Below are 14,586 nucleotides of genomic sequence, written 5' to 3'. Positions count from 1 at the left end.
GTCCCAGTCCCCGTTCCCGTTCCCGTCCCCGTCCCGGTTTCGGGTGTCGGGGTGCCGTGCGCGGTGGTCGCGTCGGGCCGCAGGACGAGTGGCGGTGTCCGGTCTCGTTGTCGGCGTTCCCGCGATTGTTCGTCGACACGGTCGCGGTGGGCGTTGAGGACGCGTTCACGCCAACCGAGCCGATCCCACCCGGTACCGGTCGGCTCGGGTATCGGGTACCGAGCCCGCCGGATCTCCCTCGCCACATCACGTTCGGCTTCGCGAGCGACGCGTTCTCTATGCGGATCCCGTTCACCCGGAACCGGCCGGACAGTCCTCAACAACGACACCACCGACACACGATCAGACCGAACACAACCAGTACCGAAACCCACGTCGGACCCGGTGTCAGTAACGGCTTCCGTCCCGGTATCGGGCACCGAAACGGAACTGAGTCCAGGAACCCTCCCGGCCCCGGGAACCGAGCCGAGTCCAGGAACCGGCCCGATTCCAGCGCGGGCGTCGGGACCGGCCCCGACCCCAGTTCTGATGCCTCGACCGCTGTCCGTATCGGAGCGTCGCGACGTCAGTGGTTCTTCTTTCGGGTTGGTGGGGCTGTTGACGGGACCGCGAGCCGACACACCGGCCGGACGAGAATCCCACCGAGCCGGGGAACCCGAAACCGTTCCGGTAGGACGATCGTCAAGGTCAACGCCGGGACCGAAAGCGGGACCGGGCTCTGGATCGAGGTCGAGGTTCCAGACGAGCGTCGTCACGACCGCACCCCCATTCGCACGGCGCGAGCACTACCGACAGCGGGTGTCGGATCGGGATCCGTTGGCGGACAGGTTGATCCGCCAGCGCTTTCAGGACTGATGCCGGTCTCGGTGTCGGAGTCGCGGACGGTCCCGGTGTCGGGAACGGTGTCCATGCCGGTGCCGGGTCCAGTGTGGAAGGCTCGCGGCGTCGACGGTTCTCCTTTCGACGTGGTGGGGCGGTTGACGGAACCGCAGGACACACCGGCGGGAGGAGAGACCCACCGAGTAGGGGAACCAGCCGAAACCGTCCCTGTCTGACGATCGGGTTCGGGTGGTCCGGTCGGGATGGTGGTATCCGGTGTCGATCGGTACCGGTCGGTGGTGGTGCGGGTGAGATACCAGACCGTGGCGGGTTCGGACAGCCAATACCGCTGAGTCGGATGCGGGAAGAACACCGGATCCGTCAGGTCGAGCCCGGTGATCGCCCCGACGGGTGACGCGATCGCCCCACCGGCACCGAGAAGATCTAGACGAGCCTCACCGGCCCCGACATACGTCGCGGCGATCAGACGATGCCCAAGCTTCAACAGACCCAATGGACGCGGCGAATCACCATCGGGACATGACTTGTCCGACGACGACTCGGCCGAAAGCTGAGCGATGGATGCATGGGGAGGCATTGGAACGTGTGACGGCGACAGGGAATACGTGAGCGACGTCCGTCCGGCGGCAGTACGGTCCGTGTTTCGCGGCGCGGGATGGTCGGCCGTGGTGCGGTCGGTGATGCCCGGTGCGGGATGTTCGGCGGCGGCGCGGGGCGCGGTCCGGTCGGCGGTACCCGATGACGACGTGATGGGAAGCGGCTCGATGGAACCGTTGGGGAGCAACGGAAGCCGCGACGGCGACAAGCACAACGTCCGTTCGGGGGTGGTGCGGTCGGTGGTGACCTGCACGTGATGATCGGTGGCGCCCCGGTCGGACGTGGGGTGAGCGGGTGGGCTGTGCCGGTCGGTCGTGGCCGCCGGGTGGTGGGCTGGGTCGTGAATGGGCATGACGATTGAACCCCCATAGAGGACGTGGCGTATGACCGTCGTGTCATCCCTAACGGACGGTCGATGGTGGTGGTGGGTTGAGAGGGCACGCGCGTTGACGGGTTCGTCGCGTGTGTCCGTTGTGGTGGGTCGCGGCCAGGCAGGCTCCGCCACGGTTGACATGCGCGGGGAGGACGAACCGGGGTCGCGGGCGTTGGGTCCCTCTCAACACCACCGGGGAGCCTCGCGTGCCCATCGTGTGGGGCGCGAGGTCAAGGCCGACCCGAGCTCAGGGCGCGGAAGTGCGACTTCGCAACGGTTCGGGTATCACCGCAGGTCAGTGGAGTCGATGTATCGACGCTGGTGGACGCGTGCGGTATGGGGTAGCCGGGTTGTCACCCGGCTGGCACAATGGGTGCAGCAGAGGGTCGGTTACCGTCCATGACGGGAACCTCCTTTCTTGTGAGACCGGAGCGGAAGGCTGTCTAGGACTAGCCGCTCCGGTCGTTCTATGTCTCCACACCCGATACGGCACTGCCGTATCGGGCGGGACTCTTGTGGAGTGACCCCACCCGCGTTACGCAGTGTGACGGCCACTCCGAAACCGTAGCGCATGGTGTGTAGTCGATGTCAAGCACCACCGCCCACATCGGCACAAACTTTCTTCCCTACACGCCTACCGGTCCCTTCCAGACAGATGACCGACGATCGGGCGCACCGACGTCGATGTGCGCCTTTCGGGTGCGCCTCCTATTGCGGGCCAGGCGTTCCCAACTTTGCCGGGTGGCCCGGTTTCCCGGCTTGGTGGGTCTCGACCACCGTCCCCGCAAAAAGGCGCCAGTCCGTACATCACCCCACCAAGCCGAAAGTCTGTGGGTACCCAGGCAGACCGGATTCGGAATCCTGTGGTGTGTCGCCCCCACCAAGCCGAAGGAAGAGGTTCGGTCAGGTGTTCCGCTTGGTTGGTTAAATTGCTCGCTTGGTTGGGCAAATTGCGAAAACACGCCTAATTCGAGAATTTGCCCAACCAAGCGGAACTTTTGCCCAACCAAGCGGAGTGGTGGGAGTCGGGGTTCAAGTCGGAGCCTTCGTGGCGTTTCCTTTAGGACGCCAGTGATTGCCCGTTGGGGCCGGGTGGTCCGAGAGTTTCGGCTTGGTGGGGCGGGCGTACGTGACTACTGTTTTCTGCGGTGACGGCAACGGAGACCCACCAAGCCGGGGAAGGTGCCCACTGGGGGTTGCAAGGCTCTTGGTCGGGTTCGTTTTGTGAGTCGGTGGCCCGGTTTCCCGGCTTGGTGGGTCTCGACCACCGTCCCCGCAAAAAGGCGCCCGCGCCGTACATCGCCCCACCAAGCCGAAAGTCTGTGGGCACCCAGGCAGACCGGATTCGGAATCCTGTGGTGTGTCGCCCCCACCAAGCTGAAAGTCTGTGGGCACCCAGGAAAGCTGGGCCGGTATGCCCGTGTGTCGCGTCGTCGAACCGAGAGTCTGTGGGCACCAGGCGAAGGGGGCAAAGGGGTCGGTCTGCGTGTGAGCGCGGCGAACCGAAAGTCTCTGGGCACCCGGGAAAGCCGGGGCCGAGCGTCTGCCCCTGTGCCGCGCCGTCACGCCGAAAGTTCGTGGCAACAGCGAAAACGGGGCGGGACCGTCGACGGCGGGTCGAGCGTGGACACTCGACCCGCCGTCGACCGCTACTACTTGTCGCGGCCCAGCGCGAAGCCCTTCATAAAGGGGCGCTGGAGAAGCAGGAACACGAGAATCGGCGGGATCGACGCGATCAGCGCGCCGAGCATGAGCGGTCCGTAGTTCGTGCCCTCACCGGACTGTTTGAGCGAGGCGAGGCCGACCTGGACGACCTGGTCGTCGCCCTGCATCGTCAGCAACGGCCACAGGTACATGTTCCAGCCGTAGAGGAACTCGATGACGGCGAGCGCCCCGAGAACGTTCCACGACAACGGAATGAGCACCTTGACGAGGAACTGAAGCGGGTTCGCCCCGTCGAGTTGGGCCGCCTCGGAGAGGTTCGCGGGAAGGTTCGCGAAGTGCTGCCGGAACAGGAAGGCCGCGGTCGCCGACGCGAGGAACGGGATCGTCAACCCCGCGAGGTTCCCCGACATGCTGAGGTCGTCGGCGATGCCGAACAGCGCGAGGATGGAGATCTCCGTCGGCATCATCAGGGTGATGAGGACGAAGAAGAACACGATCCAGCGGCCGGGAAAGCGGAAGTACACGAAGGCGAGACCGGCGAGCATTCCCGTGGCGGCCTTGCCAACGGAGATGATGATCGCCATGATGGCGGAGTTCACCATGTACTTGCCGAGGTCGCGGCTCTCCCACACGGTCGCGAAGTTCTCGGCGAAGGACTCTCCGGGGAACAGGTCGAAGCTCGTCATCTGAGCGTTGTCCTGTGTCGACACGAGCAGTGCGTACAGGACGGGCGCGCACGATACCGCGCAGATGATCGCGAGTGCCACGTGCAGGTACCAGGATCGCCCGCGCCGCTTGCGGTTCATGGGCGGTTCCACTGCGTCCGTTGTGGAGGAGCCGACCAGTTCGGTCACGTTGATTGCCATGACGTCCTCCCTAAGATCCGTAGTGGACTTTGCTGCCCGTGGCACGGAACTGCCACGCCGTCACGGCGAGCACCATCGCGAACAGCACGAGCGAGGTCGCCGCGCCGTCTCCGATGTTGCCCTTCTGGGTCTCCACGATGTACGTCATGGCGTCCGTGGTCGCCTTCGCCGGTCCGCCGCCGGTCAGATAGTCGATCGTCCCGAACACCTGGAAGAACGCGTAGGTCACGTTAGTGACGATCAGGAAGAACGTGATCGGCATCAGGCTCGGCAGAATGAAGTGCCGGAAACGCTGCCACGCGTTCGCGCCATCCACTTTGGCGGCTTCGAGCATCTCGACGGAGACGTTCTGGAGCCCCGCGATGTAGAACAGGATCGTGAAGCCGAGCGTCTTCCACACGCTCGCGAGGATCACGACGATCCGGGCGAGCGTCGCGTCGGTGCGGTAGTTCGGCATCGTCCACGGCGTGAACGTCTCCCACAGGTGACCGATGATGCCGGTCAACGGGTCGAACATGACGAAGAACAGCACACCCGCGATCGGCGGGCTGATCGCATACGGCCAGATCAACAGGGTCCGATAGATGCCGCGTCCACGGATCGGTTGCGACACGAGCAACGCGATGGCCAGGCCGACGGCGAGTCCGGTGAGGACGACGCCGCTCGTCAGGATCATCGTCGTCGTGAAGACGGGACGGTAGTCCGGGCCGAACACGGAGGCGGTCGCCGCGACGACTGTCAGGATCATCAGCAGGCCACGGACGCGACGCCAGACGGAGGCCGAGTTCCCGAGGTTGTCGGGGTCGCGCCGCTCGGCGACGATCGTCGCCACCCAGGCGAGCGCGAGCCCGGCGGCGGCCGTGATGAGCCACCATTCGAGGCTCGGTCCGAGCAGGGCCGTGTAGTTGTCGACGCAGACGAAGCGCTCGATGGGGGCGCCGCGCCGAGTCAGCAATGTCGACAGTCGGAACGTCTCGACCAGCGGCCAGTACAGGAAGACCGCGAGGATCGCCAACGTCGGCAGCAGCAGGCCCCACGGGATGAGGTTGCGGTGCCGGTAAGTGCCGGAAGCGTCACTCGTGTCGAGGTTGGACAATCCGCCGGGTTGGCTGAGCGCCTTGCCGATCCAGGCGACGACGCCGATCAGGACGGCCGCGCCGGCAACGAAGGCGACGACGCCGACCGCGACGTCCATGGTGCTGCGCCCCGGCTCGAAGGTGCACGACTCGAGGGGGACCATGGTCAACAGTGGACCGAGTGCGCCCGCTGGGGCGACGATCAACGCGCCGGAACGGCCGGACAGCCCGGCAGAACGCCAGACCGCCCGACCGACCAGGGCTCCTGCCGCCGCCGTCACGATGAACAGCGGCAGCATCAATGGATAAAACGCCACGGTGTCGACTCAGCCGACGTAGAGCGCGTTGTAGTCGTCGAGCAGCTTCTGCGCGTTCTCCTGCGCTTTGGCGAAGCGGTCGGCGGGATCGGCGCCGTCGGTGAGGATCTCCTCGATGGCCTGGGTCACCTCGGCGCGGATCGCGACGAAGCTGCCGAGCAGCACGCCGGTCGCGGCGGGGGAACCGTCGGTCTGGGCGAGCTGGTCGGTCGCGACCTTGTGGTACGGGCGTTCGTCGTACCAGCCCTCCTTCTCCAACAGTTCGACGGCGGCGTTCGTGATCGGGATGTAGCCGGTCGTCTTGTGCCAGTCGGCGGCGTTCTCGGGGTTGTTCAGGAACTGCATGAACGCGAGCGCGCCGTCCTGCGTCTTGGTCTCCAGACCGTCGACGAGCCACAGGGTGGCGCCGCCGATGAGGTTGCCGTGGTAGTCCTTGTCGGCGAAGCGAGGCAGCATGCTGACCTCGACGTCGAAGCCGGTCTTCTCGGCGTCACCGACGACGGCGGTCGCGTCGCCCGAGGAGGTCATGAGGAACGCGACCTGCTGACCGCCGAAGGCGTTCTTCGGTCCGTCCCAGTCCTCCTGGACACCGGAGTAGTAGTAGTGGCCCTTGTCGTTGAGCTCCTTCCACCAGTCGATCCACGACAGCCATTCCGGCGAGGTCATGTCGACTTCGGTGGCGCGGTCGGAGCGGCCGTTGTCGGCGTTGGCCAACAGGCCGCCCTGCTCGGCGAGGACCTGCTCGGGGAACCAGGCGTGGTTCGGCCAGCTGATGCAGCTCTTCGGCGCGTCCTTGAGCTTCATGATGGCGTCGCACGCCTCGGTGAGCTCTTCCCACGTCTGCGGCGGCTCGATGTCGGCGGCCTCGAGGAATTCCGAGTTCGAGTAGAAGATCGGAGTCGAGGTGTTCCACGGCATCGACGAGAACTCGCCATCCACAGTGTAGTAACTGCTGGCGGCCTCGACGATGTCGTCGAGGACGACCGGCTCGCCGAGGATCTCGTCCCGACCGTCGATCGCCTTCTCCACCGAGACGAAGAGCGGGTCGCCATCGGCGTTCACCGCGTCGCGCGACTCCTGGGTCGCGGCCTCGAAGTTCTGGACGATCGTGGGGGGCTTGCCCTGCTGAGTGGCGGCCGTGAGCGCGTCGAACAGCGTCTCGTAGGTGTCGTAGCCCTCGACGTTGATCTTGTAGTCGGGGTGCTTCTTGACGAACTCGGCGGCGCGTTCCTTCGCCCAGTCGAGACGGTAATCGGTGAACCCGATCCATACGTCGATGACGCCTTCGTCCTTGGCCTCGCCGGAGCAGGCGGTGACGCCCGTCAACAGCATTGCGGCCATCGCGGCGCCGACAAGCTTTTTAGCCCGTCGCATTTGTCCTCCATTATGGGCGTGAGGGGAAATGCCGAGCCGAGGAGACACGGGCACGCCTCACTGGACGAATGCCCCGGAAGCCACCTCGGTTCCGGCGAATGGACGATACCCATACACTCCGCGCTCGCGCAACAGCGGCCACGCGACCCTCCACTCAATTCAATGTGAATCGCGCGTGAACAGCCGTTGCGCCCCAAGGCTTCGATGTGACGCTCAGATGGTCACGTGGTTGCTCACCGATGAACGGGACATGACATCGCAATGATGGTGATCGATTGATGGCACATTGTGAAATCTGAAAGCATCTATGACCTTGTGGTGTCGACTTTCTGCTTCAAGTGGACTTCGGTGGCGCGGTCGGGTGTGGGTGCCTTCGCCCTGCGACCTTCTGGTGGTCGTCTTTTGCGGCTTGGTGGGTCTCCCTTCCTGTTGGGTGGTTCGTGTTGGGGCCTCGTACGCCCGCCCCACCAAGCCGTGGGTCTGGGGCCACCTGGCCTCGGCGGAAGTCGATGGCGGGCAGGGGAAGGCGTGCCCGGTGGGCACTCGTCGAACTCAAGGCGACCAAACGTCTGACCAGGCATCTTCTTCGGCTTGGTGGGTCTCCCTTCCTGTTGGGTGGTTCGTGTTGGAGGCACGTATGCCCGCCCCACCAAGCCGTGGGTCTGGGGCCACCTGACCTCGGCGGAAGTCGATGGCGGGCAGGGGAAGACGTGCCCGGTGGGCACTCGTCGAAGTTGAGCGGTCGACGTCTGACCGGGCTTTTTCTGCGGCTTGGTGGGTCTTCCTTCCTGTTGGGTGGTTCGTGTTGGGGCGTCGTACGCCCGCCCCACCAAGCCGTGGGTCTGGGGCCACCTGACCTCGGCGGAAGTCGATGGCGGGCAGGGGAAGACGTGCCCGGTGGGCACTCGTTGAACTCAAGGCGACCAAACGTCTGACCAGGCATCTTCTTCGGCTTGGTGGGGCGATGTACGGACAGGGGCCCTTCTGCGGTGACGGCAACGGAGACCCACCAAGCCGGGAGACCGGGCCACCCGGCGATCGTTGGCGTACGAGAAAAGGTGCCCGGAGGCACTCGTCGAGATCAAACTGAGCGACGTCGATAACGAGAAATTGAAGAATGCCGATGTCGCCCGTTCGTCGCTCCGTGACATCATCGTTGCCGTGTCAACGGATGGACCGTCGACGATCCGGCCGGGAGCCCCGCATATGACCGCCATTCTCATCACCGGAACCTCCTCGGGCATCGGACGCGCCACGGCGCTACGGCTCGCGCGAACCGGGCACACCGTGTACGCGACCGCCCGCGACGTCGACGCGATTTCCGACCTGGCCGAATCCGGTTGCCGGACCCTCGCCCTCGACGTCACGGACGAGAAGTCGATGCGCGCCGCCGTCGAGACGGTCGAGGCCGAGCACGGCGCGGTCGGAGCCCTCGTCAACAACGCCGGCTACGGCGAATACGGGACCATCGAAGAGACCGACCTGGACGGGGTGCGGCGCCAGTTCGAGACGAACGTCTTCGGCCTGGCCCGGATGACGCAACTGGTCCTGCCGGGCATGCGCGCCGCACGCTGCGGGCGGATCGTCAACATCGGCTCGATGGGTGGTCGCCTGGTGTTCCCCGTCGGCGGGTACTACCACGCCAGCAAGTACGCGATCGAGGCCATCAGCGACGCCCTGCGGTTCGAGGTGGCGCCGTTCGGCATCAAGGTCAGTCTCGTCGAGCCCGGCCTGATCCGAACCGGCTTCGGAGCCGTGGCCGCGAGAAGCCTCGCCGAGACCGCGACACCGACGGGGCCGTACGCCGCCCTCAACACCGCCACCGACCGGCAGATCGCCGAGTCCTACGCTTCGCGGTTCCTCAGCGCCGACCCCGACGCCGTCGCCGCGGTGATCGCGCGAGCCGTCACGGCCTCCCGGCCCCGGATACGCTACGTCGTCACCCCGGTCGCCAAGTTCCTGGTCCACACTCGACGACTGTTGGGCGCGCGATTCTTCGACGCCTACCTGCGCGGCCAGTTCCGGGGTTGGCCGTCCGCGCCGTCGATCGCGCCCGACAGCGGCCAGAAAGTACGGTCCACATAGGCGACCGGTTTGGTGACCGGGCGCGGCGTCAACACCTCGTCGACGATCGCGATGACGACGGTCGAACCGCCGACCGGGCGCCGCTCGAACACGTGACAGCGCAGCACCGACGGGACGTCCGTCAGGTACGGCTCTCCGGTCGGCAGCCGACCCCACGATTCCGGGTCGGTGAAGCGCGTCGTCCCGCGAGTCGCGAAGACGCGGGCCAGTTCGATGTTCTCGGCGTCGAGCAGATGCACCGCGAAGGTCTCGGCGTCGAGGATCGCCTTCGCGGAACCGCCCGATGTCGCCAACGAGAAGACGATCGCCGGGGGATCGATGGCGACCGATGTCACTGACGACAGCGTGAGCCCGGCCGGTCCGGTGCCGGAGTCTCCGGTGACGATGGCGACCCCGCCCGCATGCTGCCGGAACGCCGCCCGCAACTCCGCCTCGACGCTCGACGGCGGCGTGGACGCCCCCGCGTCGGCGGCCTGTGTGTCCTCAACCATGCCGCCACCCTATGCCGGTTCCCGGTTTCGAAACAGATCCGGACGGCATCGCCCGTCTCACAACTCGGCACCGCCTAGCCCGGGCAGTGCGGCGTCCGGCCCCGTCGCCGAACCGCTCGGACGGTTCGCCGCGTCGTGATCCAGCCGGAACGGGTCCGCGGACAGTCGAGAACCGGTCTTCCGCGGCGAGCACCGGGACAAAGGACCGGCGCATCCACCCGGAGCCGCTCGCGATCGAATTCCCAGGGACAGCCTCTAGACGTCGAACAGGGTGTCCTGGTGCGAGATCTCGCCCTCGTCGCCCGGCGCGTCCTTCAACCGGACGAACGTCGGCTTGTGAACCCGGCCCGGTTCCTCGCGGACCTCCGTCGTCCACCGTCCCGGGTACAAGCGGTCGAGCGCGCGGGTGACCAGTCCGACTCCCCACTCGAAGCGTTCGTCCGAGGATTCCGCGAACGGCGCCTTCTCCCCGAGCAGGTGCGCGATGTGACCCCACTTGATACCGCGCCCGCTCGCCATCAGCTCGTGGAACTCCGGCTTCCTGTTCAGGTGGTCGATCGCGATGGCGCTGTCGTCGGCCGCCGGTTCGGCGTCCGGGGAGTCGGGGGACGGCGCGAGTCCGTGCGGCAGCCGCGCCTCCGCCTCGACGGCCTCCCGTCGCCGCGCCTCCACGGACGCCCGCAGCCGCGCCGCGAAACTGTCGGGCGTCGGTAGTGTCCCGTCCGGGTCGAGCGGTGTGTAACCGTCCTCGAAACTCAACACCCGCAACGGAACCGGGTACGGACGCGAATGCCGATCGCTGCCCGGCGCGCTCGACCAGTAGACGCCGCTGCCGACGAGCGGTTCGTTCAACAGCGCCGCCAACAGGTCGTCCGAGAAGTGCGCGTTCGCGTTCCGCAGCGACGCCAGGTCGCCCTGCGAGAGGAGGTGGAACACGAAGAAGTTGTCGCCCTGACTGATCAGCTCCTGCGGGAGGCTGCCCGGTTGCTGAGTGACGAGCAGCGCGCCCAGGTCGTACTTGCGGCCCTCCTTCACCCACGACACGAACGGGCTGTCCTCGCTCGGCGCCGTCCCGCCGAGGACGGACTGGGCCTCCTCGACGACCGCGATCGTCGGTATCGCCTTCGGTTCGGCCTCCGTGAACTGGGACTGGTTGTGCTCGAAGATGTCGGCGAGGATCACGCCCGCCAACTGCAGACCCTGAGCGCCCCGCATCTGCGAAATGTCGACGACGCACAGTTTTCCCTGGCGCAGACAGTCCTTCAAGGACGTGAGCAGTCGACTCGCCGGATCGTGCAGGGCGGTGACGACCCGGGCCATGTTGCCGATCGCGGCGTTCGTCTGCGCCTCGTCCTTCGCGTCGAGGCCGAGTAGCCGCTGGACGACCGATCGATCCACGCGGTACCGGTCTCGATGGATCACGTCGACGAGCTTCGCCCACTTCGACGGGTCCAAGGACTTCAACCGGACGACGTTCTGCTGATCCTGTTTCTCGGGGGCGAGCACGACACCGAGTACCTGGGCGGGGCTCAACTCCTTGATGTTGAGCTTGACGCCGCCGACGGCGAACGACTGGTAGAACGCGCTCGGCGCCGTCCGATTCGTGAAGACCACGAGCGTGTCCCGCAGGTGTTCGACGTCGCACAGCGCGGGGCGGCCCTTGAAATCGGGCCAGAAGTACTCGCCGTCCGGGTCGAAGACGACGGTGCCGACGGGTGCGGCGCCGTGTCGGCGGGGGACCGTCGGCGGTCGGCGGTACAGCTCCGCGAACAGCAGTTTGACCAAATTGGACTTTCCGAAGCCGGCTCGGGCGAACACGAAGCTGCGCCGGGCGACGAGCTTGCTCACCTCGAAGGTCGGCATGATCGCCGGGTGCTGCACCCGCATCCACGAGGAGTCACCGACGCGCGGATCGTCGCCCGCGTAGACGAACTCGCCGAAGGCTAGATAGCCGATCGGGGACGCGTCGTCGTTGTCGGCGTCGACGATCGCGGCGAGCAGTTCGTCGGACGGCAACGCGACGCGCGCGCCGACGCGGGGAAGCCGCCGGTGACTGGCGACGAAGAGGTGCCGGTCGCCACTCCCGCGCAGCACCCCGAGAACCCGGATGTCGACCTGGTGATGTGGGTGCAGCCGCCGCAGTTCCTCCGATATCGGGCGTTCGCCGGGTGTCGGATGAGCCGGGCGACCTTCCCCCGTCGGCGTGGTGAGCGGCCCCTCGGCGGTGACCATGGTGATGCGTCCCAATAGGACCTCGTGGTCGTCGTCGAGCTCGACGNCGACGAAGCGTCCGAGCACGGGTCGTCCGTGGAAGGCGTCGCCGCGCGGGAGCACGAGTTCCGCGTGGAACTCCATTCCGCCGTCGACGAAGCCGAGAAAGGCGCCGACTACCTGGGCGTTCTCGAACATGCTCATCGCGATGATCCTTCCACCGACGAGGCTCGGGCCGCGTCGGCACCCGTCGGTTGGCAGGGGCGATCATGATATGAATACGAGTTCAGACCATAAGTGAGGGATAAGTCGGATGGCATACCGAAAGACCGATCGCGAGTTGGATCGGTTGCGCCAACGACGGGAGAGCATCGTCGCCGCAGCGTCCTCTGTGGTGCAGCGGGCGGGTTTCGGTGGGGCGAAGGCCCGAGAGACGGCGGAGGCCGCCGGTGTCAGCGTGGGCTCCCTGTACTCGAACTTCGACGGTATCGACGGCCTTCACGTCGAGGTGTTCCGATCGCTGGCGGAGCGCGAACTGCGCCGAGTCGCCCATGACGTCGACGATGCGGCCAGGCCTCGCGACGCGCTGGTGGCCCTCGTCCAGGGGTTCGGGGCCCGGTGCCTGGCAGCGCCGATGGTGGCGTGGGCGTTGCTGCTCGAACCCGTCAGCCCGGCGATCGAGACCCTGCGTCTGCGGTACCGCCGGGATTACGCGGATCTCGTGGCGAGCGTCATTCGCGACGGCATATCCACAGGGGAGTTCGGGTTCCAGGCCGTCGAGATCTCGGCTCCGGCGATCGTCGGCGCGATCGCCGAGTCGTTGGTCAGGCCATTGGATCCCTTCGTACGAAACGATTTCACCGGAGACACCGATGCCGTGCCCATCGGTGCGGGTCTGATCGACGAGATCGCGCAGTTCTGTCTTCGTGCGGTGGGCGCCGAACCCGCACAGACGGGGCCCACCACCCCCGGTCGGCCCTGACCCGTGTCCAAGGGAGCGGAGTGACAATCAGATGAAGCAACACGAGCAGGTCGCCATGCTCAAACGCCTCCTCGCCTTGCGGGAGACGCGTCGCGACGAGGCGATGCTGGACGAGGTCGTCCGCATTCCCATCAGCAAGTACACCGATCAGGCGCTGCTCGACCAGGAGCTGGCCTCGACGTTCACGCGCTACCCGCTGGTCGCCGGTCACGTCTCGGCGCTGAGCGAGCCCGGCTCGTACATCGCCAGCGATTGGGACCAGTTCCCGTACTTCGTCATCCGTGGCGAGGACGGGCGGATTCGCGCCTTCTACAACCAATGCCGGCATCGCGGGGCGCGACTACTCGACCAGTGCGCGGGAGCCGTCAAGAATCTCATCTGCCCATTCCACGGTTGGGTCTACGGACTCGACGGTCAACTCAAGGGAATCACGCGTTCGCACGACTTCCCCGGAGTCGACAAGGGCGATTATGGACTCGTCGAGCTGCCGGCCGCGGAAGCGGGCGGTTTCGCCTGGGTCGCGCGCGATCCAGGCGCATTGTTGAACATTCCCGAGTTCCTCGGTGAATTCCACGACGACCTGGTGAACTTCGACGTCGCGTCCCTGGTGCAGTACAAGAAGACCAGGGTCGTCAAGGAGGCGAACTGGAAGCTCCTCATCAAGACGTACCTCGAGGGCTACCACGTTCCATATCTACATAGGACTACGCTCGCCTTCGCATTCAAGAACGGCGTGATCGCGCACGACGAGGTGGGCCCCCACATTCGACTCGCCGCGGCGCGCACCAATATCCAGGACACGGCGCTCAAACCGGAGAACGAGTGGCGCATCCTCGACTACGCCTCCGTCTACTACACCCTCTTCCCGAACACCTTCTTCATCCTTCACCCCGATTACGTCTCCATCAACACCTTCTGGCCACTGAGTCCCGACCGGACGGTGTGGACCCACGAGATGCTCTACCGGGCGGAGGAGTTCCCCGGGTCCGCGGGGCAGGGCGCGTTGCAGAAGCGGTTCACGTTCACCAACGACGACGTCTTCGACCAGGAGGACTTCGCCATCGCCGAAGAGGTGCAGCGGACGCTCGAACACGGGGGCAGCGACCATCATGTACTGGGGCTCGCCGAGGGCCTCCTGGCCATGTTCCAGGACAACATCGACCAACGACTCGCCCGCGCCACCGAACCGGGCACAGAGAGGCTGTCATGACGACCGATATGACTGAGTTCGCGCGGGGAATCTTCCAATCGCAACCGTTCTCGCAATTCCTCGGCGCCGAGTTGACCGCCGTGGGCGAGGACTCGGCTGAGATCCGCGTTCAGAACCGGAAGGAACTCCAGCAACAGCACGGATTCATCCATGGTGGAGTCATCAGCTACCTCGCCGACAACGCGCTCACCTTCGCAGGTGGACTGGCACTCAAGGGCGACGCGCTCACGGCCGAATACAAGATCAACTACGCGAAGCCCGCGCTCGGCGAGACGATCATCGCGCGGGCCACGGCCGTCGTGACCACGCGACGCCAGGCGGTCTGCACGTGTTCGATCTTCGCCGTCAACGGGGACGAGGAGAAGCTCGTCGCCGTCGCGCAGGGCACGATCGTCGCCGCGGACAAGAAGAACTGACCCGGCCGGGGCGGCACCCTTCTCGAATAGGGCCGCCGCCCCACTTGACTTCGACGCTTCGTCGCATGATCATCCATTTCGGA

General features: G+C 66.0%; 10 protein-coding genes and 1 pseudogene. 4 read left to right on the top strand and 7 right to left on the bottom strand.

Annotated elements, in window-relative coordinates:
* The 5 genes and pseudogenes from ACM9NP_RS11870 to ACM9NP_RS11850 form a co-directional block, all read right to left on the bottom strand.
* A pseudogene (locus tag ACM9NP_RS11870) lies at nucleotides 1–245 on the bottom strand (hypothetical protein); the annotation flags it as partial.
* Between the two features lie 506 nt (nucleotides 246–751).
* Nucleotides 752–1,789 carry a hypothetical protein gene (locus ACM9NP_RS11865; protein ID WP_415646708.1) on the bottom strand — a complete coding sequence of 346 codons (1,038 nt, stop codon included), beginning with the start codon at nucleotides 1,787–1,789 and terminating at the stop codon, nucleotides 752–754.
* Nucleotides 1,790–3,462: 1,673 nt separating this feature from the next.
* The gene (locus ACM9NP_RS11860; RefSeq protein WP_415646707.1) at nucleotides 3,463–4,341 is read right to left on the bottom strand and encodes a carbohydrate ABC transporter permease; all 879 of its coding nucleotides are present in this window, start codon (nucleotides 4,339–4,341) and stop codon (nucleotides 3,463–3,465) included.
* A gap of 10 nt (nucleotides 4,342–4,351) precedes the next feature.
* Complete coding sequence (locus ACM9NP_RS11855; RefSeq protein WP_415646706.1) at nucleotides 4,352–5,734, bottom strand: carbohydrate ABC transporter permease; 1,383 nt, start codon at nucleotides 5,732–5,734, stop codon at nucleotides 4,352–4,354.
* 9 nt (nucleotides 5,735–5,743) lie between these two features.
* Entirely contained in the window at nucleotides 5,744–7,108 is a 1,365-nt protein-coding gene (locus tag ACM9NP_RS11850) for an extracellular solute-binding protein (protein ID WP_415646705.1), read from the bottom strand.
* A gap of 1,206 nt (nucleotides 7,109–8,314) precedes the next feature.
* Between ACM9NP_RS11850 and ACM9NP_RS11845 the strand changes: the two genes are divergently transcribed.
* Nucleotides 8,315–9,193 (top strand): oxidoreductase, encoded by an 879-nt coding sequence (locus ACM9NP_RS11845; protein ID WP_415646704.1) that lies wholly within the window; start codon nucleotides 8,315–8,317, stop codon nucleotides 9,191–9,193.
* Here the strand turns inward: ACM9NP_RS11845 and ACM9NP_RS11840 are convergent.
* Both ACM9NP_RS11840 and ACM9NP_RS11835 read right to left on the bottom strand, forming a co-directional pair.
* Entirely contained in the window at nucleotides 9,112–9,684 is a 573-nt protein-coding gene (locus tag ACM9NP_RS11840; protein WP_415646703.1) for a flavin reductase family protein, read from the bottom strand. The genes ACM9NP_RS11845 and ACM9NP_RS11840 overlap by 82 nt on opposite strands.
* 255 nt (nucleotides 9,685–9,939) lie before the next feature.
* Entirely contained in the window at nucleotides 9,940–11,547 is a 1,608-nt protein-coding gene (locus tag ACM9NP_RS11835; RefSeq protein ID WP_415646712.1) for an ATP-binding protein, read from the bottom strand.
* 661 nt (nucleotides 11,548–12,208) lie between these two features.
* Here ACM9NP_RS11835 and ACM9NP_RS11830 point away from each other — a divergent pair.
* The 3 genes from ACM9NP_RS11830 to ACM9NP_RS11820 are packed head-to-tail and all read left to right on the top strand — an operon-like array spanning nucleotide 12,209 to nucleotide 14,503.
* Nucleotides 12,209–12,877 (top strand): TetR/AcrR family transcriptional regulator, encoded by a 669-nt coding sequence (locus tag ACM9NP_RS11830; RefSeq protein WP_415646702.1) that lies wholly within the window; start codon nucleotides 12,209–12,211, stop codon nucleotides 12,875–12,877.
* A gap of 31 nt (nucleotides 12,878–12,908) precedes the next feature.
* Entirely contained in the window at nucleotides 12,909–14,087 is a 1,179-nt protein-coding gene (locus ACM9NP_RS11825) for an aromatic ring-hydroxylating oxygenase subunit alpha (protein WP_415646701.1), read from the top strand.
* Nucleotides 14,084–14,503 (top strand): PaaI family thioesterase, encoded by a 420-nt coding sequence (locus ACM9NP_RS11820; protein WP_415646700.1) that lies wholly within the window; start codon nucleotides 14,084–14,086, stop codon nucleotides 14,501–14,503. Before ACM9NP_RS11825 ends, ACM9NP_RS11820 begins: the two co-directional genes overlap by 4 nt.
* Nucleotides 14,504–14,586 lie beyond the last annotated feature (83 nt).

The sequence above is a fragment of the Stackebrandtia soli genome, from assembly GCF_965137155.1.
GTDB lineage: Bacteria > Actinomycetota > Actinomycetes > Mycobacteriales > Micromonosporaceae > Stackebrandtia > Stackebrandtia soli.
This window is presented reverse-complemented; position numbering and strand designations above follow the sequence as displayed.